Below are 20,704 nucleotides of genomic sequence, written 5' to 3' on the forward strand. Positions count from 1 at the left end.
GAGCCAGCCGCGCCGGCGCCGGTCCTCGTCGTCGGCGAGCGCGCGGGCGTCGGCGATGTGATCCGGCCCCGACCGTCCGCGACGCGCGATTCGACGCCGGGCGCGGCTCGTGGCCGCCGCCGGCGCCGCCCCGCGGCCCTCAGCGCGCCTCGGCCAGCCGGCCCGAGGACGACGCCAGGTACTCCTCCCACTTCCGGATCGTCAGCGCCTGGAACGCGTGGACGGCCGGGTTCAGCTCGGCGATCGGCGCCTGCCAGTGGCGGTTGTAGCCGTCCTGCTCGGCCTCGACGGCGACCCCGTCCTCCTCGAGCAGCGGCTTGAACACCACGTGCTTGGCGATCTCGAGCACCGGCTCCATCACCTGCCGCGGCATCTGCAGCGGCAAGCCGGGAATCTTGAAGCCGTCGAAGTAGAACAGGAAGAACGCGCGGGTGGTCTGCTCGTCGATCGGCAGGCAGAAGCACCAGTCCTTGATCTTCCCGTCGGTGTCCGACCACTGGTACGGGTATTGATAGCAGAGCGTCATCGCATTGACGTTGGTGCGCTTGCGATCGACGAAGTGCTTCATCAGCGGCCCGTCGGCCACCTTCGTGTCGTACGACACATAGACGCGGTCGCCCTCGACGCGCAGGTCGGTCAGCGTCGAGTCGGTGAACGGGCGGAACCGACGGTGCAGGTACGCGTGGGTGAAGTCGCTGACGTTGTCGATGATCATCGAGTGGTGGGCCTTCCACGTGAAGTCCACCAGCAGCTTGGCCCACGGCTTCGGCCCGTCGAGCTCGGGGATCTCCGGCATCGGCGTCGCGTCGGCGCGGGCCGGGTCGCCGAAGAACACCCACACCAGCCCGTAGCGCTCGCGCACCGGGTAGTGGCGCAGCTCGATCTTCGGCAGCGGCTTGCCGAACAGCTCGTGCGGCACCTTGCACAGCTTGCCGTCGCCGCCGTACGCCCAGCCGTGGTACGGGCACACCACGTTGCAGCCCTCCACGCGCCCGCCCGACAGCTTGAGCTGGCGGTGGGCGCAGCGGTTGTCGATCGCGCGCAGGGCCCCGTCCTCGCCGCGGAACACCGCGACCGAGCGGCGCCAGAACGTCACCTCGACCACCTTGCCCGGCGGCACCGCGCGCGCGTACTCCACCGCGTACCAGTGGTTGGGGTCGAGCCCGGCGGCGCGGACCTTCTGCCGCTTGTTGCGCGCCTCTTCGAAGCTCGGCGGCGGCGCGCGGCCGATCGTGTGCAGGGTCTCCGTCATCGTCATCCTCGTCCTGTCTCGAACAGCGGGCGGACCTCGCCCGCGGGCCCGCGCCGCGGCAGCATGCGCCACAGCAGCGCGAGCGGGAAGAGCACATACGGCGCGTAGAGCAGCGCCACCAGCCACGGCACCGTGGGCCGCGGCTCGCCGAAGGTGTGCACACCGAGGAAGATCACCATCGAGTACAGCATCACCGACGCGTAGATGATCGCCGGCCACCGGATCCACTCGCGCCGGCGCACCAGCGCGACCGCCAGCACCGCGTAGAACGGCCCGAACACGAAGGCCGACACCCCCGACGCGATCTGCAGCCACAGCGGGTTCAGCACGATCAGCGGGTCGTAGGTGCTGCCCCACCAGTAGAAGAAGCCCTTGAGCCCGCTCGTCGCCGGCGCCATCGGCCCCGGCTCGAGCGCGGCCATGCGGTCGAACAGCAGCGACGTGCTGCAGAAGCTCAGCGCGAACACCAGCAGGACGCGGTCGATCCAGCGCATCGGGACATGTCCCTCGTGACCTGTCACGGTCGCCATGTCCTTCGGTTCATGCCCCTGCGGACCGCTTGCCGACCCGGCGGTAGCGGATCCGGCACGGCGGGCGCGGGCCGGCGATCAGGTTGGTGTAGTCGACCGGGTAGCTCGGGTCGAGCATGTCGAACTCGAAGTTGCGCAGCAGGTGGCTCCACAGCGCGCGCAGCTGCAGCTGGGCGAACACGATGCCCATGCAGCGGTGGCGCCCGGCCCCGAACGCGATGTGGCCGTAGGGCCAGCGCTTGTCCTCCTCGCGGCCCGGCAGGAAGCGGTCGGGGTCGAAGCGGTGCGGCTCCGGGAACACCTCCGGCACGCGGTGGCCGACCGCCGGCGAGGCGATGATCATGCTGCCCTCGGGCACGTGCTTGCCCTGGAACTCGAACGCCTTGAGCACGCGGCGCATCACCAGGATGATCGGCGGGTACAGCCGCAGCGCCTCCTTGATGGTGCCCTCGAGCAGCTTCATCTTCTGCAGGTCGTCGTAGGTGATGCGCTCGCGGTCGCCGAGGATCTCGCGCTGCTCGGCGACCAGGCGGCGGAAGATGTGCGGGTGCTGGGCCAGCAGCACCGCGATCCACGAGAACGTCACGCCGCTGGTGTGGTGGCCGGCGAACATGATCGTCAGGATGAGCCCCGTGATCTCGTCGACCGTCAGCTTGCGCCCGTCGGCGTAGCTCGACTCGACCAGCGTCTGCAGGATGTCCTCGTGGCCCTCGGGGTCGGCGCGCCGCTCGGCGACGATCTTCTCGATCAGCTCGACCATCTTGACGCGGGCCTTGTCGCGCCGGCGCATCGCCGGCAGCGGCAGGTACGGCGCGAAGAACGAGATGACGTTGATCCCGCCCTCGAGGTCGGCGTACAGCTCGGAGAACTCCTTGCTGAGCTTGAACCGCATCTTGTCGCCCAGCAGGCAGCGGGTCGAGGTGTAGAGCGTCACCTCGTTGCCGACCTCGAGCATGTTGACCTCGCCGGTCTCGCCCCACTGGCCGAAGAAGTGCTCCGACTCGGCGATGAAGCCGTCGGTGTAGGTGCGCAGCCGGGACTCGCGCAGCGCCCCGTGGAAGAAGCCGAGCTGCTCCTTCATGATCTGCGGCTCGGCGTCGTAGGCGATGCCCTTGCCGAACACCGGCGTCATCAGCTGGTACGCCTCGCGCTGGCTGACCTCGTCGTCGCGGAAGCGGAAGTACTTCTCCTGCGCCGCGTGCCCGGTCATCACCACGCCGAGGGTGCCCGGCAGGCGCACGCAGAAGATGTCGCCGAACATGTCGCGCCCGCGCTGGACCATCGCCACCGGGTTCGAGCGCAGCTCGGACGCGTGGCCGACGAACGGCAGCCCGCCCGGCAACATCGGCGGCAGGTTGGGGGTGTCGAGCGGGAGGGGGCGCAGCGTCGACAGCAACGTCGTCGCCGTCTGACGCACGTGTTCGGGGACCGTGAACATCGAGGGGCAACCTACCGCAAGCCCCCGCGCCCGCGCCCGCGCGCCGCCTGTGAGGGAACTTCACGCGTCTTCGCCGCGGACGCAGGCGGTCCGCAGGTCCAGGTCGCCCACGTCTTCGCCGCGACGCAGGCCGCCGTCGCGGGGCTCGGTGACGTCACGTCCGCGCGCCTCGCCGGGCCACGCCCGCCTGCGCCGCGTTCTCCTCGGCCTGCCGACGACCGCGCGCGTGCTCCCGGGCGCGCTCGTTCAGGGCTTTCCCCAGCCCGACGGCCGCCGCCAACACCACGCCCGCGACGACCCGGGTCTGTTCATCCTCACCCCCTCGACCGTGATCGGGGCCACACTGCTGCGCGACGTCTCGATCGCGCCGCTCGTGCCCGTCCTCGCCGCCGCGCGTCGGCGCCAATTCGTGCTCGCCGGGGCGTCGACCCTCTCGTCCTCCACGCCGGCGACTCACCGATCCGCGACGATCCATCGCGCGTGAACCACCACGCGCACACCAGCCCGACCACGACCCGGGCTACCCTCGCGCGCATGGAGCTCACCGACGTCCGCTACGACCTCGAGGGTGCGACCGCCCTCGTCACCCTCGATCGCCCCGCCGCGCGCAACGCCTACAGCGAGGCGATGGTCGAGAGCCTCGTCCACGCGATCGACCTCGCCGAGCGCGACGACGCCGTGCGCTGCGTGATCCTCACCGGCGCCGGCCCGGCCTTCTCCGCCGGCGGCGACCTCAAGCGCATGCTCCACAAGGAGGGCATGTTCGCCGGCGGGGCGGCCGAGCTGCGCCGCCGCTACATCGACGGGATCCAGCGGATCTCGCGGCGCCTGGCGCTGGCCGACAAGCCGATCGTGGCCGCCCTCAACGGCCCGGCGATCGGCGCCGGCCTCGACCTCGCGTGCATGTGCGACCTGCGGCTGGCCGCCCGCGGGGCCCAGTTCGGCTCGACCTTCGTCAAGGTCGGCCTCGTCCCGGGCGACGGCGGCGCCTACTTCCTGGCCCGCGCGATCGGCTTCTCGCGCGCGCTCGAGCTCATGCTCACCGCCCGCGTCATCGACTGCGACGAGGCCCTGCGGATCGGCCTCGTCCACCGCGTCGTCGAGCCGGAAGAGCTGCTCCCCGCCGCCCGCGCCCTCGCCTCCGAGCTCGCCGCCCTGCCCCCCGTCGCCCTCCGCCTGACCAAGCGCGCCGCCTACCGCAGCCACGACGTCGGCCTCGACGCCGCCCTCGAGCTCGCCGCCACCTACCAGGGCGTGGCCCAGACCACCGCCGACCACCGTGAGGCCGTCGCCGCCATGCTCGAGCGCCGCCCGCCCCGCTTCACCGGGGAGTGACGAAACTTCGGGGCATGTCCCCGAGCACATGGCGTCGAGGGCATGTTCGCAGAAACATGTCCTTGAAGCTCATCGGCGCACTGCCGAGAGAGCCAGGCCGAGGACGCCGCCCCCCGTCTTGCCACCCGGCGTGACCGTGAGGAGCGCGAGGCGGAGCATCGAAGGCGAGCCGGGCATGGCGTCAGCATGGCCCGCTCACGGCTCGACGCGGACCAATCGGCCGAAGATCGCGTGCCCGCCGAGCCACCCGTTGATCTTCCCGTGGTTGTTGCCGATCTGGCAGCGCCCGTCGTCGGCGATCGCCTTGACGATGTGCAGATAGTCGGCCCCGCGGATCGTGCAGAGCACCACGTCGCCGACCTCGAGCTGGTCCAGCTCGACCGGTTCGACCGTGCAGAGCTGACCCGACTTGATCCGCGGCGTCATCGAGTTCCCGTGGGGTCGGAACTTGACCGTCGCGCCTGCGCGCAGCTTCTCGATGTGATGACGGGCCCAGCCCATGACGCGCCGAGGATGCCCGCTTTCGCCGCCGCGCGCACCTGCGTATGCTCCACGGCATGCCGGCCCCGCCCGATCTACGCGCCCTGCTCGACGCCTTCTTCGCGCCGCCCCCGGGCTCCGCCCCGCCGAGCTCCTGCGCGTCGCGGCCGAGCTGCGCGCGCGCTCGAGCGGCGCGCTCACGACCGCGGCGATGCTCGACCACCGGCGGCCGGTCGAGGGCGGCGCCTGGTGCCCGCGGCTGTTCGGCCCCCTGCAGCCGCTGCGCTGCGGCTGCGGCCGGCTCGTCGGTCGCGAGCACCGCGGCGAGACCTGCGACCGCTGCCACGTCCTGTGCACCGACGAGCCGCTGCGCGACCGGCGAGTCGCGCACCTCGACGTCCCGTTCGGCCTGGTCCACCCCGCGCTGGCGCCCCGGATCGCCGCCCTGCTCGGCCTTGAGCGCGACCAACTCCGCGCCGTCCTCCTCGGCGAGGCCGTCTTCCTCGCCGACGGCCGGCTCGTCGCGCAGGACGACCCCGACGTCGACTGGAACGACGACATGCCCTACGAGACAGGTGTGAGGGCCGTGCGCCGGCGCCTCGCCGCCGTCGTCGACCGCGAGCTCGCGGCCGCCGGCCTTTCGCCGGCGGACCTCGTGCTCACCAGCGTGCCCGTGCCGCCGCCCGGCGAGCGGCCGCTTCACCACGAGTCCCATCCGCACGAGGATCGGTGGTTCCGCGCGCTGTGGTCGGAGCGGGTCGGCCGCGACAACGAGGCGATCGCGGCGCTCACCGTTCGCGCCATCCGCGGCGCCCGCCTGGTCGAGCTCGACGCCCCCACGATCGTCCTCGACCGCGAATGCGTCGCCGCCCAGCGGGCCTTCGAGGCCGCGCTCGACCTGCTCGCGCGCCCGCCCGGCGACCCCGCCCGCGCCCCCGGGCCGCTGTGGGGCTGGCGTCCCGCCCCGCTGCAGGAGGACGACGACGAAGACCACGTCCCCGGCGCCCTCTACCGCTTCCACCTCGCCGGCGCGCCCGCGGTCAGCGACGCCCACGACCGCGACGTCCACCACCGCGCCCCCCACCGCCCCGAGGTCCCGCGCGCCTGCGTCCTGGCCGACGGCGACCGCGCCCTGGTCCAGCTCGCCTACCTCATGCTGCTCGTCCACTGGCCCACGGGACATGTCCTCTGGACCATGCCGGCGACCGAGGCCCGGCTGCTCGGCGCCCGCGGGGACTGGGCCCTGTTCGGCGACGAGTACGGGCGTCAGCTCGACGACGACGACCCGGAGCTGCTGCGCGGCCTGTACGCCCTCGACCTGACCTCGGGGACATGGCTCGAAGGACCGTACCCGGACGACCTGCCGGCGATCTTCGTCGAGAAGAGCGAGCCCGAGGACGCCTGGCTGACCGACTGGCGCGGCCAGCGAGCGGCGCCGGGCGACGCGGACTGCTCGGGCGACCGCCCCGACGAGTGGGCGCGCAGCCCGGACCACCGCTACCTCTGGATGTCGTCCAGCCCCGACGACGGCGCGATCGTCGACACCGAGCGCGGCCTCGCCGTGCTGATGCTCAGCCACATGCGCGAGCCGGCCGGCGCGGACGTCCCGACCGTGGCGCTGACCGGCCCCGAGCGCGACGAGGACGGCGAGCTCGACGACCAGCGCGGCGCCGGCGTCGCCATCGCCCGCTCGCGCGGCGAGTGGCGCACGCTCCTGCCCGACGGCCGCCTGCGGCGCGACGGTCGGGTCGCGCTCGTGTTCACCGGCGGCGCGATCGAGTGCGCCGCCTTCGACGCGACCGGCGATCGCCTGCTCCTCGTCAACCGCGACGCCCTCCACGTCGTCGACGTCGCGCGCGGCCTGCCGCTCGTCCGGCTCGACCTGCGCCCCCTGGCGCCCGCGCTGGCGCTGCCGGCGTCGCTCCCGCGCGAGCTCGCCGACCTCGTGCTGGCCCACCACGGCACCCTCGCCGCCGCCCTCGCCGAGCCCGACGCGCTCCTGCAGGAGCGCGTCGGGCTCGACGACGCGCAGCTCGCCGACCTCCGCGCCGAGCCGGCGCCGCCCGTCCCGGCGCTTCTTCGGACATGCTCGTAGGGGCATGACCCTATGCCCATGTCTCGATGGGCATGTCCGATCCGACAGCCGCGGCAATCACCCGTCGCTCGGCGGCAGCACCCGCAGGTCCCACGGCTGATGCGCCGGGTCCGTCACCCGCAGCGCGACCCCGGGCGCGGCCAGGTCGACCTGGAACCCCGGGTGGACGAGCTCCTGCTCGAACGGCTCCTGCACGCTGTAGAACACCCGCTGCCCGTCGGCGCTGAAGGCTCGCGCGCCCGTCCCGAGCTGCTGCCCGTCCTGCAGCGGCGCGTTCACCTCGATGGGCGCGCCGGGAGCCGCCAGGTCGACGAGCCACAGCTGCCAGGACGGCGTCGCCTCGCCCGGGCCGACGTAGAGGAGCCGCGAGCCGTCGCCGTCGAAGCCGAGGAAGCCGGGGATCGTGCCGTCCTGGGGCAGCGGCGGGTTGACCCGCACCGGCGCCGGCGGCTGGTCGAGGCGCACCATCCACAGGTCGTCGCCGCTGTCGGCCGCCGCCTGCGACAGGTAGAACAACAGGGCCGGATCGGGCCCGAAGATGGTCCCGTGGAGCTGGCCCCCGGGCGTCGGCGAGGCCAGCTTCACCGGCGCCGACGGCGTCGGCCCGCTCAGGTCGACCGCGAACAGCTCGCGCACGTCGGGGTCCGTCTCGGCGTAGTACACGGCGAAGCGGCCGTCGGGTGAGAACTTGTCGTCCTTCGAGCTCACCCGGCCCGGCACGTCGTGCAGCGGCACCAGCGGGCCCGCGCTCGTGCCGTCGATGGCGAAGAACGACAGGTCGCCCAGCCCGTCGGCGCCCGTCCACTCCAGGCCCGCGGTCATGTCCTCGCGGTAATCGCCGTGCGGCAGCTCCACCGGCGACCCCGGCGGATCGGTCGTCATGTCGATCGCGCGCGTCCCCGCGGACGAAGTGAGGTCCGCGCCGTATTCATAGTAGAGCGTGGCGCCGTCCGGCGAGAACCACGCCTCGTGCACGAACGCCTCGTCCGCCGGCACCTCGCTGGTCAGCGCGATCGCCTCGCCGGCGTCGCCGGGCCCCGTCCCGGCCAGGAACAGCTGCACGACCTCGTCGCCGTCCGGATCGCCGGAGTAGGCGATCCGCGAATCGTCCGGTGACCACGCGAAGCCCCAGCCGCCGATGCCGCCGCCCGGCGCCAGCGGCGGGTTCCACACCTCGGGCACGCAGGTCCCGTCGGCCCCGACGTCGCACAGGTAGATCTGCGCGCCGACCCCGTCATACGAGGTGCGGCGCAGCGCCAGCCGGCTCTCGTCCCTGCTCCACCACGTCCCCAGGACCTCGAAGCCCGGCTCGCCCGCCAGCTCGACCCGCACCGGATCGCCGGGCATGGGCCCGGACATGTCGACCAGCCAGACCTCCTCGCCGAGCCGCGGGTGCCCCGCGACGAGCAGCATCCACCGCTGCGACGGCGACAGCCGGCCGGGGTACGGCAGGTGCCAGCCGGCCGGCAGGTTGTGATTGATCAGCACCGCCGGCCCCGGCTCCGGCCCCGTGCAATCGACGAAGTACATGTCGACGCCGACCTCGTCGTCGTCGGCGTAGACCACCCGCGCCGCCCCGGCCCCGTCGCCCGGCGCCTCCCCGGTCGTGTCGGTCGTCGTGGTCGGCGCCTCGCCCGTGGTCGGCGTCTCGCCCGTCGTGCTCGACTCCGTCCCCGTGGTCGGGTTCGTGCCCGGCTCCTCCGTGGTGCTCGCCGTCGGCTCCGTGCTCGCGTCCGTCGCGGGGCCCTCGCTGGTATTCGCCGTATCGCCCGGACAGCCCGCCGCAGCGGCCAGGATGCCCAGCATCGTCAGGGTGCGTGTCATCGTGTCCTCTCCGTCCGCACCCGGAGTACCCGCGCCGGCGCGGCGAATTGCGGGATCACGAACGTCGGTCGTGCGCCGGGTCGGGGGCGCGCACCCGCAGCGCGCGCCGCCGTCCGCGCCGGCACAGGCCGCGCGCGCGTGACGCCCCCGGCGTGCTGGCCGAAAGGACATGCGCCTCTGGACATGTCCAGAGGCGCGCCCTCGAAGCGCGCCGGCCTCAGTCGCGGAAGCGCTTGGTGAGGTCGGCGTAGGCGTCGATCCGGCGGTCGCGGAGGAACGGCCAGATCCGGCGGACCTGCTCGCTGCGGCCGCGGTCGACCTCGACCACGAGGACCTCGGGCGACTCGCCGCCCTTGGCCAGGAACTCGCCCTGCGGGCCGGCGACGAAGCTGTGCCCCCAGAACTGCAGGCCCGGGTTGACCCCGCTCGGGTCGGGCTCGTGGCCGACGCGGTTGCACACCACCACCGGCAGGCCGTTGGCGACCGCGTGGCCGCGCTGCACGGTGATCCACGCCTCGCGCTGGCGCATCCGCTCGTCCTCGGCGTCGCGCATGTCCCAGCCGATCGCCGTCGGGTACAGCAGCAGGTCGGCGCCGGCGAGCGCCATCATGCGCGCGCCTTCGGGGTACCACTGGTCCCAGCAGACCAGCACCCCGAGCTTGCCGACCGACGTCTCGATCGGGTTGAAGCCGAGGTCGCCGGGCGTGAAGTAGAACTTCTCGTAGTAGGCCGGGTCGTCGGGGATGTGCATCTTCCGGTACTTGCCGGCGATGCTGCCGTCCTTCTCGAGCACGACCGCGGTGTTGTGATAGAGGCCGACGGCCCGGCGCTCGAACAGCGAGGCGACGATCACGACCCCGAGCTCCTTGGCCAGCGCCGCCAGCTCGTTCGAGGTCGGGCCCGGGATCGACTCGGCCTGGTCGAACACCGCGGTGTCCTCGGTCTGGCAGAAGTACAGCCCCGCGTGCAGCTCCTGCAGCAGCACCAGCTCGGCCCCGCGGCGGGCGGCCTCGCGGATGCCGGCCACGGTCGTGCGGAGGTTGTGGTCGCGGTCACCCGTGTTCTGCTGCTGCACCAGCCCGATCGTCCAGGTCGCCTTGCGCGTGGTCATCTCGGCGCCTCTATACGGCAGCCGGCTGCCTGGCGCCAGCACTTCGTGCGCGAGCGCGCACCGGCTTGTGGCATGCTCGGGGCATGGCCTCGCTTCCCTTACGCCCCGCCGCCCGCACCTCCGTGGTCATCCTCACCGCGCTGGTCGCCACCCTCGCCCGTCCCGCCCCCGCCTCCGCCTGCGGCGGCATGGTCTTCCCCGCGCACGAGGAGCGCGTCGGCGGCATGAGCGACCAGGAGCTCGCCGTCGTGTTCGGCGCCGAGGAGACCGTGCTGGTCGCCTCGGCCGGCTACGACGCCGTCTCCGCGGCCGAGTTCGCCTTCCTCCTCCCGCTCGCCAGCGCCCCCGCCGAGGTCCGCGACGGCGATTCGACGCTGTTCCTCGCGCTCGACGAGTACAGCGCCCCGCGCGTCGCCGTGTTCGAGGACGAGGACGAGCCGATGGGCCTGTGCGGCAGCAGCGACAAGGCCGGCGGCGGCGACGGCCTCGGCGACCCGATGGGCGACCGCGGCGACGTCATGGTCGTCGACCGCGGCGAGACTGCCACCTACGAGTACGTCGTGATCGGCGGCGACACCGGCACCGCGATCGCCGACTGGCTGACCGACGCCGGCTACCCGCTGCCCGCCGACTACGCCGCCGCGCTCGCGCCCTACGTCGAGAACGAGTGGTTCTTCTTCGCCGCCAAGGTCAAGCCCGCGGCCGACAGCGGGGCGCTGGCGCCGATCGAGCTGCACCTGCCGCCGGCCCAGCCGGCGACCTTCGAGATCCCGCTGGCCATCGCCACCCACTCGATGAAGCCGGGCGCCGAGCTGCGGCTCACCACGTACTTCATCGGCGGCGGCCCGGTGCTGCCCCAGAACTACGCGGCGCAGGCCGTCGACGACGACGAGCTCGTCGCGATCTCGGACACCGAGACCAACTACGCCGAGCTCGAGGCCGCGGTGCTCGCCAGCGACCCCGAGGGCGCGTGGGTGATCGACTTCTCCAACCCGCTCTACGCCGGCGGCCTGGCCGAGGCCTACGACGAGGGCACCTGGGCCGGCCGCATCGATCCGATGACCAACAGCCGCGCCTGGCTCGAGGACTTCACCGCCCGCGCCGGCCTCGACGGCCTCCACCTCACCCGCCTCCGCACCGCCCTGAAGCCCGAGCAGGTCCGCGACCTCACCCTGCGCGCCGCCTCGGGCCCGCCGGTCGACAACCTCCACAGCGTCACCGTCGACACCGACTACACCGACGCCTGCCGGATCGACCGCACCGGCCGCCTCCCCCAGCTCCTGCTGCTCGTGCCGGTGCTGGCGTGGATCCGCCGCAAGCCGCGGCGCCGCTGACCGAAGGGCATGTCCGCACGGCCATGCTCTGAAGGTCATGTCCTTCCGGGCATGGCACGGGTAACATGTCCTGAAGGACACACCGACGTGCCGCCCTGACGCCGCCCCTGGCGCGGGCGACGACGCCCTGGACCCGCACGCGCGCGGGCGCGCCCCGGCCTCGCGCAGGTCGCTTGTCGCTCGGCAGCCGCTTCATCCGCCAGCCGTCGCTCGTCTACCCGAGCCGCTCGAGCAGCGCCCGGGCCTCGCGCAGGTCGGCCGTCTCGAGCCCCTCGGTGAACCACCCGTAGACGCCCGACACCAGCTCGCGGGCCTCGCCGGGGCTGCCGCGCAGGACCAGCAGGCGGGCCTGGCTGAGCGCCAGGCGCAGCTCCCACGCGCGGGCCTGCTGGCGGCGGGCGACCTCGAGCCCGCGGCGGAAGCAGTCCTCGGCGGTGCGCGTGCCCGACGTCATCCCGGTCGACAGCAGCAGCTCGCCGCGCAGGCGCAGCACCTCGGCCTCGAAGAAGCGCTCGCCGGAGCGGCGCATGAACTCCTCGACCTCGTCGACCTTGCGCATCGCCTCGTCGTGGCGGCCGGCCCGCCACAGCCCCCAGATCGCGGCCGCCTGGAAGAACGAGATCCCCGCCTTGGCGCCCGTCTTCGTCCACCTGGCCACGCCCTCGGCCAGCTCGGTCGCCCCGGCCTCGCGCTCGCCGACCCCGAGCTGGGCCCAGCCGCGCTGGATCTGGCACATCGCCAGCCACAGCTGCAGCTTGTGCTCCGTCGCCACCCGCTCGGCCCGGTCGGCCAGGTCGCGGGCCGCGTCGAACTCGCCGCGGTAGTTGTGGATCGTCGCCAGGTAGTTCATCGCGAACGCGATGCTCAGCGGATGCTCGATCTCGTGGGCCAGCGCCAGCGCCTCGCGGGCGCGCGTCACCGCCTGGTCGGGGTAGCCGAGGAACCACAGCACCCAGCCGAGGTACAGCCCGTTCGTCACCCCCGGGTCCTGGCCGTAGCGCAGCGCCAGCTTGCCGTGCTCGCGGCGGTCGTACAGCGCCAGGCCCTTCTCGGTCAGCTCGCGGCAGCCGGCGATCTCGCCGAGCAGCATCTGGCTGGTCCCGAGCGCGCGGTAGGCCAGCATGAGCATCGTGCGGTTGTCGGTGGTCTCGGCCTGGGCGACCAGCTGGCGCCCGAGGTTGGCCGAGATCTCGGCCGCGCCGCCGACCATGTAGAACTGCCACAGCTCGAGCACCGACGGGAACAGCTGGGCGTCGTCGCCGGCGCGGCGGCACAGCTCGCGGGCGCGGGCGTAGGTGTCGTGGACCTCGGGCGCCGCGTAGCCGCGGATCGACATCAGCGGCGCGCCGAGGGCCAGCTGCAGCGCCAGCTCCTTGCGGTCGCGCGCGTCGCCCTCGGGCCGGTCGCGCAGCAGCGCGATCGCCCGCGAATAGTGCGACACCGCGTCGGTGTTGGCCGAGCGCTGCACCGCCTTCTGTCCGGCCTTCTCGAGCCACTCGATCGCGCGCTCGCAGTCGCCGGCCTCGACGAAGTGGTGCGCCAACAGCTCGGGCTGCAGCTCGGCGAGCTCGGGGAAGTGGCCGAGGATCGCCCGCGTCGCCTGCTGGTGCAGGTACTGCCGGCGCGGCCGCAGCAGCGAGCCGAGCGCCGCCTCCTGGATCAGCGCGTGGCGAAACACGTAGCGGGCCGCCTGCTCGCTGCCCTCGACGCGGACGATGCCGGCCTCCACCAGTTGCATGAGGCCGGTGCGCAGCGTCTCCTCGTCGCGGTCGGACGCGCGGCGCAGCAGCGCGTAGGTGAAGTCGCGCCCGAGCACCGCGCCGAGCTGGGCCGCCTCGCGCCCGGCCTCCTGCAGGCGGTCGAGGCGGGCCAGCAGCAGCTCCTGCAGCGTGGCCGGGATGGCCGCCAGCGCCGAGCTGGCCTTGCGGACATCCGACTCCCGGCCCTCGCGCTGCCACACCTCCGCCGCCGTCTGCGTGATCTCCTCGACGAACAGCGGGATGCCGTCGGCGCGGGCCACCAGCTGCTCCACCAATTCTTCCGGCAGGGCCTGCCCGCGGGCCGCCAGCGCCACCATCGCCGCCGTCTGATTCGGCGACAGCCGGCGCAGCGCCAGCCGGTGCAGGTGCGGCCGCGCCGGCCAGTTGGGCAGGAGATCCGGCCGCGACGTCGCCACCACCATCAACGGCGCCTCCTCCATGCGGGTCACCAGCAGCTCGAGCAGCTCGAGCGTGCTCTGGTCGCTCCAGTGCAGGTCCTCGACCACCAGCAGCGTCGGCCGCTGCGCGGCCAGGGCCAGGACCGTGCGGATCAGCGCCTCCTGCACGCGGTTCTTCAGCAGGTCGGGCGACAGCTGCGGCGCGGTGTAGCGCTCGTCCAGCGGGATCGACAGCACCGCCGCGAACAGCGGCACGGTCTCCTGCAGCGGCACGCGCAGGCCCGCCAGCGCCGCCTCGACCCGCGCCAGCCGCTCGCCGGCCGACGCCTCGGGGTCGATGTCCATCGCCCGCATCGTCGCCTCGAGCAGCGGGTGCAGGGCGCTGTTGCGGAAGTGCGGCCAGCACTGGCACACCAGCCGCTGGTGGGCCTCCCCGACCGTGTACGCGCGCAGCGTCTGCACCAGCCGCGACTTGCCGAGCCCCGCCTCGCCCGACAGCAGCACGAATTGCCCGCGGCCCTCGCGGACATGGGCCCACAGCCTGCGCAGCGCGTCGATCTCCGCCTCGCGCCCGACCAGCGGCGTCAGCTCGTGCGCCGTGCGGTCGAACCGGCTGACCGTGCGGCTCGGCCGCAGCGCCCGCAGCACCTCGATCGTGCGCCCGCCGCCGGTCGGCCGCCGCTCGCCGCGGGCCTCGACCTCGATCGTCCCGCGGACCAGCGCGCGGGCGCGGCCGCTGAGCAGGATCTCGTGCGGCGCCGCCTGTCCTTCGAGCCAGGTCGCGACGTGCGGCAGCTCGCCGAGCAGCCGCGGCGCCGCCTCGTGTTCGCGCTTGTCGGCGACCACCGAGCCGCTGCAGATGCCGATCCGCGCCGCCAGGGCCGCCCCGCCCGAGCCGGCCAGCCCGCGCACCGAGTCGACGATCAGAAACCCGGCCCGCAGCGCCCGCTCGGCGTCGTCCTCGTGGGCCGCGGGCCAGCCGAAGCACACCAGCGCGTGCCCGCCGTGGGCCGCCACCACCGTCCCGTCGAGCTGGCGCGCCACCGTGGCGCAGATGTCCAGAAAGCCATCCAGCAGGTCGGCGTAGGCGTCGGCGTCCATCACCTCGGCGAGCGCCAGCGCCTCGACCAGCGAGCACGACAGCAGCGTCACCTGCCGCCGCTCGCTGCCGCGGCGGGCCCGCGGGCGCTCGCTCGGCTCCTCGCCCGCGCGGACTGGCCGCGCCAGCGCCAGCTCGAGCCCGACCAGCGCGTCGAGCAGCTCCTCCGCGGTGCCGAACCGGCGGGCCACGTCCTTGGCCAGCGCGCGCGCGGCCACCGTCTCGGCCAGCTCCGGCAGCTCGGGCCGGTACGCGCGGAGCAGCGGCGCCGGGGCCTCCGACAGCACGTTGGCGCGCACCTCCGACAGGTGGTCGCGCCAGAACGGCGAGTGCCCGCTGAGCATCTCGAACAGCATCACCCCGACCGACCACAGGTCCGTGCGGCCGTCCTGGTCCTCGCCGCGCCACTGCTCGGGCGACATGTAGCGCGGCGTGCCCGAGAGCGGCGACGTCGGGTGGTCGGCGCGCCCGGCCACCACCGACGCCAGCCCGAAGTCGACGATCTTCGCCCGCCCGTCGCGGGTCACGAACACGTTGGCCGGCTTGAGGTCGCGGTGGACGATGCTGGCCCGGTGCGCGTGCGACAGCCCGCGGACGATGTCGATGATCACCTCGACCACGCGGCGGGCCTCGAGCGGGCCCTCGGCCAGCACCGCGTCGAGCGGCCGGCCCTCGAGGTACTCCATCACCAGGAACGGCACGCCCGCGGCGCTGCCGAGGTCGAACACCCGCACGATGTTCTCGTGGCTGAGGCGCGCGCTGGCCCGCGCCTCGGCGCGGAAGCGTTCGACCAGCTCGCGCCCGCTGTCGTCGGTCGGCGCCTGCAGGATGAACTTGATCGCCACCGGTCGGTCGAGCAGCCTGTCGCGGGCCAGATAGACCACGCCCATGCCGCCGGCCCCGAGCCGCTCGAGCAGCTCGAAGCGCTGCCCGTCCTCGCCGCCGATCCGGTCGCCCTTCTTCGCCAGCGGCATGAACCCCGGCTTCTCGCCGGCGCCGTGGAGGATCGTCGTCTCCTCCGCGTCCGACAGCAGCTCCGCCGCCCCGCCGCTCCAGCGCGTCACCGTCTGCCCGAGGAGCGTCCCTTCCAGACCCGACGGCGCGATGGTGTCCTTCACATCCCCGCTTCTATCACGAGGGCGACGCCCTCGATCGCGCGCCACGGCCCGCGCGGTCCACATGGGGGTACAGGACCGCATTCGCAAGCGGGCGGAACCGCTCGGGCAATGCGAGCGCCGCGGTCGAGACCGACGATTCGCGCGAGGGCTGTCCTATCATTGGATCGCGGATCGACGAATCTCCGGACCCCCGACGAATCATCGTTCCTCGCGCCGAGGATCGCCGGCTCGAGTTCGCCCCGGCCCATTCCCGCTCACCGCCCGCGAGCGGCCTCTGCGGCGCTGCGACGGCCGCGGGCGACCCGGCTTGCCGCCCCGGCGAGCCGCGCTATCAGGTCCGGTCATGCCAGCACCCCTCGTCACCCCGCAGCGCACCCAGCAGTCGCCGATCAAGCTCAACACCCTCAAGAGCTATTACGCGCCCGAGCTGAGGCCGCTCGAGTTTCAATACACCAAGGTCGCCGGCACGCTCGTGGGCGAGGAGCTCGTGCTCGACCGGGCGGGTCCCGTCTCCCAGGTCGTGTTCGACGGCATGAAGTGTCCGCTGCGCAAGCTCCACTTCCACGCGCCGGGCGAGCACCGCATCGACGGCATGATCGCCGAGCTCGAGCTGCACCTCGTCCACGAGATCCTCGAATACCCCGACGCCTACCCCTCGGCCTACCTGTTCGTCGGCGTCATGCTCGCGCCCACCACCGACAAGACCGCCCCCGTGCACGCGCTCGCGCCCTGGCTGCGCGGCCACTTCGACGGCCGCGCCGTCACCCGGGCCGCGCGCGACGCCCGGCAGGACTACGAGATCGATCCCTCGATCTACCTGCCCGAAGACCGCGCCTACTTCCGCTACGAGGGCTCGATGACGACCGGCGACACCGAGGAGATCGTGACGTGGACGGTGCTGCGCGACCCGAAGGCCGTCGAGGGGCCCGGGCCGCTGCAGCTCGACCCCAAGACCAGCCGCCTCGTCCAGCCGCTGATGCGCCGCTACGTCCTCCGCAACTTCGCCCTGATCGCCTGAGCTCGCTCGGCGCCGTCGGCCGAGCGGTCGTCGCCGCTCACGGAGCCGGCGGGAGCTCGCTGACGAAGCGGGCGAGGAGCGTGCGCACCCCGTGCGGCGCGCCGAAGTCGACCACGAGCTTGCGCGCGTCGCCGTCGCCGATCTCCTGCATCACCCGCCCGGCGCCGAACTTCGGGTGCTGGACCCGCCGCGCCGCCGCGGACGCCGCGACGACCTGCCGCACGAGCCGGGGCACCAGCGCCGGCGCGGCGTCGGGCCGCGCGTGCGCCGGCACGGGCTCGCGGGCGCCCGGGTCGATCAGGTCGAGCTCGCACAACATGTCCCAAAGGCCATCCATCGGCTCGTCGGCGATCCACTTGTCGAGCCCGCGCGGCAGCTCGAGCTCGCGGCCCGACCACGCGGCGATCGCCGTCGTCGCCCACGGCCGCATCCGCCGCGGGACGCAGTAGAACACGTCCCGCGCGCGCGCCACGGCCACCTGGTCGCGGGGACAGCCGCGCGACCAGGCCGCCTCGGCGTGCGCGCCGATCTGGCGCAGCGTCATGTCGTAGTGGTCCTCGAGGTGCGGCACCCGGCACGCGAGCACCGCGAGCAGGGCGTCGGACAGCTCGGCCTCGAGGTCGCGCTCGAGCGCGGCGACCGCGTCGAGGTCGAGCTCGGGCGACCCTGCGACCCGCCGCGCCCACTCGTGGCGCGGATCGACGCCGGCGAACAGCACGTGGAGCTGGCGGTATTCGGCGAGGGTGGTGAGCAACGCTTCGGGCGCGGCGATCGGGCCTTCGGTGCGGGTCACGGCGCCCGATGCTACCGCGAACCTCGGCGCGATCGATCCGGCTCCGACTCCCACCGGGGCCCCCGGCGCCGCGCGGGGCTGCCAGCGGACCCGGCGTTCACGGGTGGCGATGACGATGCTGAAGCGCGTGCCCGGCCGCCGCCATGTAGCGGCGCGACTCGACCTCGTCGACCGCGAGCCCCAGCTCGCCGTGCAGGTGCGCCAGCGCGAGCGCCTGCATCGCCTCGGGGTGCTCGAGCGCCGCCGCCTGTTCGTAGAGGGAGACCGCGCGGGCCGGATCGGCCGGCATGCCGATCCCCGCGCGCGCCGCATTCGCCAGCATGAACATCGCGTCGGCCGAACCGGCGCGGACCCCCTGCTCGAACCACCGCACCGCCGCCGACGGATCGGCCGGCGCCCCCTGCCCGCTCTGACTCATGAGCCCGAGCTCGTACGCAGCCGACCCGGGCCGCGCCGCCTCCGCGGAGAGGAACAGCGCCCGCGCGCGTCCGACGTCACGCGCCACCTCCGCCGAGCCGCGCAGCAAGAGGCGCCCGAGCGCGACCTGGGCCCCGACATCACCTGCCTCCCCCGCCCTCGCCGCGTGCTCCACGTGCTCCGCGTCCTCGACGGGTTCGATGTGCCTGGCCCGCTCGTGAGCGTCACGGTCGCCCGCCGGCGCGCATCGGCACAGCGCGAGGATGAAGATGGCGCGTCGCATCACTTGCTCAGGTCGATCGCGTAGAGCGACAGCGACTTGCCGCTGCCGTCGTCCTGCTGGACCAGCGAGATCCCGGCGATCCCGGCCTCCTGCGCCTTCGGCAGGGCGTTCTGCGCCGACGAGAACGTCACCGGCCCCATCGTCACCACCTGCTTGAAGCGCCAGCTCCGGGCCGAGCCGTTGGCGGCACGGGTGAGCTCGGAGATCTTCTTGATGTAGGCGATGAGGACCTCGCGGTTGGTGTCGGGCGCCGCGTAGATCGTCTTCGTGCCGTCGAGGCCGGGGAACTGGCCGCCGCCGCTCGCGCGATAGTTGTTGGTGGCGACGATGAACTCGGCGTCGGGCTCGATCGGCGCGCCCTCGAAGGTGAGGTTCTTGATCCGGCCGCTCGCCTTCTCGCCCATCGGCGGCAGCGGCTGGGTCACGTCGATCTCGTACGAGACCCGGGGGTCGGTGATCATGTCGAAGTTGTAGCCGGGCATCGCGGGATTGATGAGCGGCTGCGGCGTCGCCACGGCGGGGTCGATCTGGTTGAAGCGGAGCGCCGCCGTCTCGAGCCAGTCCTGCAGCTCCGCCCCGGTCACCTTCACCGCCTGCGCCGTATTGGCGTAGAGGTAGAGGTCGGCCGCGTTGTTGATGGCGATGCTGCCGGCGGGCACGTCGGTGTAGTCATTGCCGCCCTGGAAGCCCGACTTGAACGGCGCGCTCATCGACAGCACCGGCAGGTCGGCGTACTCCGGCAGGTTGGCCTCGATGTAGGCCACGACATAGTCCGCCTGGGCCTGATTGACGATCTGGATCGCGCCGACGTCGCCGACGTCGGCGAACACCGTCGTCATCTCGAAGTCGGTCGTACCGATCGGCGTCTTGACGTAGGCGATCGTGGCCTCGTGCTCGGCCGCCACCAGCGGTGCGATCGACGGCTCGGCGTCGACGTAGATCTTGGCCTTGTCGGCCTGCCCCTCGCACATCCCCGCGAATGCGCACGGCTGCCCGGTGCGCCACTTCTGCTCGGCGTCGCAGGCCACGGGCAGCCCGCCCATGCACGTGGTGGAGATCGGCCGCGTCTCGACGATCGTCTCGCCGGCGTCGATCGTCCAGCGGTCGCCGCTGTGTACCAGCCCGAGCTTCATCACGCCGAGGTGCTGTCCCCAGAAGTTGGCCATCACCGCCGGCACGCCGGCGACCGAGCCGGCCGTCTTGTCGACCATCGGCAGGTCGAATTGCGGCAGCGTGCTGGCCGCGTTGGGGAACACCTGGTGCGAGTGGCCCATCAGCATCGCGTCGATCCCCGGCACCTGCGCGAGGTACCAGCCCTGATTCTCGAGCGCCGGCGTGTACTCGGCGTCGTCGAGCCCGCCGTGGATGATCGCCACCACCAGGTCGGCCCCCTGCCCGCGCAGCGCCTCGACCAGCGGCGGCACGACCTCCTGGACCCCGGCGGTGTAGACCTTGCCGTCGAGCCACTTCTTGTCCCAGTTGAGGATCTGCGGCGGCGTGATGTCGACGAACCCGATCGTCAGCGTCGACTCGATCGGGGCCTCGTCGGGGCCCACCGCCGTGATCGTGCGCGACAGCAGCGCCGTCGCCGGGAACAGCGTCGCCTCGCTGGAGACGCTGAACACGTTGCTCGACAGCTGCGGGAACGCCGGGCCGGCGCACGCGTCCATGCCGGCCAAGTCGAGCCCGGCGACCTCGAACGGCGTGTGCGTCACCTGCGACAGGAACGGCAGCCCGTAATTGAACTCGTGGTTGCCGATCCCGCCGACGTCGAACTCGAGGTGGTTCATCACCTTGTAGATCGCCAGCGTGTCCGCGCAGTCGATCGGCTCGACCAGCGCCTGGAAGTCGGCCAGCACCGTCCCCTGGATCGTGTCGCCGTTGTCGACGAGGAAGGTGTTGGCGAACTCCTGGCGGGCCTGCTGGATCAGCGTCGCCGTGCGCTCGAGCCCGAACGACGGGTCCTCGGTCAGCTTGAAGTAGTCGTAGCCGAGGATCGTCGTGTGCAGGTCGGTCGTCTCGAGCAGCGCGACCACGGCCCGCGCGCCCTCCGGCGTCGCCGGCTCGCCGGTGCTGCTCGCGCTCGTGTCCGACGACTGCGTCGCGTCCGAGGTCGAGGTCGTCGGGGTCGTCGAGGTCGAACCGGTGGTGCCGCTCGAGTCGAGCGTACCGCTCGATTCGGTGGCCGAGGACGCCGACGAATCGCCACAGGCGATGGGAGCGGCCGCCGCGAGGGCGGTGAGCGCGAGGATGCGGGACGAGACGCGCATTGTCATGACCCCTTCGAGCGAGCGCCAGCGATGTCGTCGCGGCGGCGGGCGGATAGTGCCCAGGGCGATTTCGCCGTGTCAAGCTCCGGACGGCGTCGTGCGCACGTCGATATCGACAATGCCCTCACAGGCGCGTCACACCCATGAAT

Annotated in this window: 15 protein-coding genes; 5 read left to right on the forward strand and 10 right to left on the reverse strand. The window is 72.9% G+C overall.

Annotated elements, in window-relative coordinates:
- Window positions 1-139 precede the first annotated feature (139 nt).
- Genes NAEX_RS03865 through NAEX_RS03875 form a run of 3 tightly spaced genes read right to left on the reverse strand, consistent with a single transcriptional unit; the run spans window position 140 to window position 3,220 of the window.
- Window positions 140-1,252 carry an aromatic ring-hydroxylating oxygenase subunit alpha gene (locus NAEX_RS03865; RefSeq protein WP_096326164.1) on the reverse strand — a complete coding sequence of 371 codons (1,113 nt, stop codon included), beginning with the start codon at window positions 1,250-1,252 and terminating at the stop codon, window positions 140-142.
- Window positions 1,253-1,254: 2 nt separating this feature from the next.
- Window positions 1,255-1,782 carry an EXPERA domain-containing protein gene (locus NAEX_RS03870; protein WP_096326165.1) on the reverse strand — a complete coding sequence of 176 codons (528 nt, stop codon included), beginning with the start codon at window positions 1,780-1,782 and terminating at the stop codon, window positions 1,255-1,257.
- Window positions 1,783-1,792: 10 nt separating this feature from the next.
- Window positions 1,793-3,220 (reverse strand): cytochrome P450, encoded by a 1,428-nt coding sequence (locus NAEX_RS03875; RefSeq protein WP_096326166.1) that lies wholly within the window; start codon window positions 3,218-3,220, stop codon window positions 1,793-1,795.
- Window positions 3,221-3,368: 148 nt separating this feature from the next.
- Between NAEX_RS03875 and NAEX_RS03880 the strand changes: the two genes are divergently transcribed.
- Window positions 3,369-3,704: a hypothetical protein gene (locus tag NAEX_RS03880; RefSeq protein ID WP_096326167.1), complete on the forward strand. Its 336-nt coding sequence runs from the start codon at window positions 3,369-3,371 to the stop codon at window positions 3,702-3,704.
- On the forward strand, window positions 3,701-4,555 hold the full coding sequence (locus NAEX_RS03885; protein WP_245913610.1) for an enoyl-CoA hydratase-related protein: 855 nt from the start codon (window positions 3,701-3,703) through the stop codon (window positions 4,553-4,555). The genes NAEX_RS03880 and NAEX_RS03885 overlap by 4 nt, the downstream gene beginning before the upstream one ends.
- 195 nt (window positions 4,556-4,750) lie before the next feature.
- Here the strand turns inward: NAEX_RS03885 and NAEX_RS03890 are convergent, their stop codons facing one another.
- A complete protein-coding gene (locus NAEX_RS03890) occupies window positions 4,751-5,056 on the reverse strand; it encodes a S24/S26 family peptidase (protein WP_096326169.1) in 306 nt (101 codons plus the stop codon).
- Window positions 5,057-5,246: 190 nt separating this feature from the next.
- Between NAEX_RS03890 and NAEX_RS03895 the strand changes: the two genes are divergently transcribed.
- Window positions 5,247-7,130: a hypothetical protein gene (locus tag NAEX_RS03895; RefSeq protein ID WP_096326170.1), complete on the forward strand. Its 1,884-nt coding sequence runs from the start codon at window positions 5,247-5,249 to the stop codon at window positions 7,128-7,130.
- A 57-nt stretch (window positions 7,131-7,187) separates the two neighbouring features.
- Here NAEX_RS03895 and NAEX_RS03900 read toward each other — a convergent pair whose 3' ends face one another.
- Window positions 7,188-8,954 carry a TolB-like translocation protein gene (locus NAEX_RS03900; protein ID WP_096326171.1) on the reverse strand — a complete coding sequence of 589 codons (1,767 nt, stop codon included), beginning with the start codon at window positions 8,952-8,954 and terminating at the stop codon, window positions 7,188-7,190.
- A gap of 217 nt (window positions 8,955-9,171) precedes the next feature.
- Window positions 9,172-10,065: a carbon-nitrogen hydrolase gene (locus NAEX_RS03905; RefSeq protein ID WP_096326172.1), complete on the reverse strand. Its 894-nt coding sequence runs from the start codon at window positions 10,063-10,065 to the stop codon at window positions 9,172-9,174.
- An 83-nt stretch (window positions 10,066-10,148) separates the two neighbouring features.
- Here NAEX_RS03905 and NAEX_RS03910 point away from each other — a divergent pair, with 83 nt between their 5' ends.
- Complete coding sequence (locus NAEX_RS03910) at window positions 10,149-11,399, forward strand: DUF2330 domain-containing protein (protein ID WP_096326173.1); 1,251 nt, start codon at window positions 10,149-10,151, stop codon at window positions 11,397-11,399.
- A gap of 214 nt (window positions 11,400-11,613) precedes the next feature.
- Here the strand turns inward: NAEX_RS03910 and NAEX_RS03915 are convergent, their stop codons facing one another.
- On the reverse strand, window positions 11,614-15,774 hold the full coding sequence (locus NAEX_RS03915) for a TOMM system kinase/cyclase fusion protein (RefSeq protein ID WP_170135432.1): 4,161 nt from the start codon (window positions 15,772-15,774) through the stop codon (window positions 11,614-11,616).
- A gap of 343 nt (window positions 15,775-16,117) precedes the next feature.
- On the opposite strand from NAEX_RS03915, the gene NAEX_RS49555 reads away from it, so the two are divergent.
- Window positions 16,118-16,792 (forward strand): carbonic anhydrase family protein, encoded by a 675-nt coding sequence (locus NAEX_RS49555; protein ID WP_170135433.1) that lies wholly within the window; start codon window positions 16,118-16,120, stop codon window positions 16,790-16,792.
- Between the two features lie 37 nt (window positions 16,793-16,829).
- On the opposite strand, the gene NAEX_RS03925 is transcribed toward NAEX_RS49555, so the two are convergent.
- From NAEX_RS03925 to NAEX_RS03935, 3 genes are all read right to left on the reverse strand, one after another.
- Window positions 16,830-17,585 (reverse strand): hypothetical protein, encoded by a 756-nt coding sequence (locus NAEX_RS03925; protein ID WP_096326176.1) that lies wholly within the window; start codon window positions 17,583-17,585, stop codon window positions 16,830-16,832.
- 97 nt (window positions 17,586-17,682) lie between these two features.
- Window positions 17,683-18,285 carry a tetratricopeptide repeat protein gene (locus NAEX_RS03930; RefSeq protein ID WP_096326177.1) on the reverse strand — a complete coding sequence of 201 codons (603 nt, stop codon included), beginning with the start codon at window positions 18,283-18,285 and terminating at the stop codon, window positions 17,683-17,685.
- Window positions 18,285-20,555 carry a 5'-nucleotidase C-terminal domain-containing protein gene (locus tag NAEX_RS03935; protein ID WP_096326178.1) on the reverse strand — a complete coding sequence of 757 codons (2,271 nt, stop codon included), beginning with the start codon at window positions 20,553-20,555 and terminating at the stop codon, window positions 18,285-18,287. Before NAEX_RS03935 ends, NAEX_RS03930 begins: the two co-directional genes overlap by 1 nt.
- Window positions 20,556-20,704: the final 149 nt, after the last annotated feature.

The sequence above is a fragment of the Nannocystis exedens genome, assembly GCF_002343915.1.
GTDB lineage: Bacteria > Myxococcota_A > Polyangia > Nannocystales > Nannocystaceae > Nannocystis > Nannocystis exedens.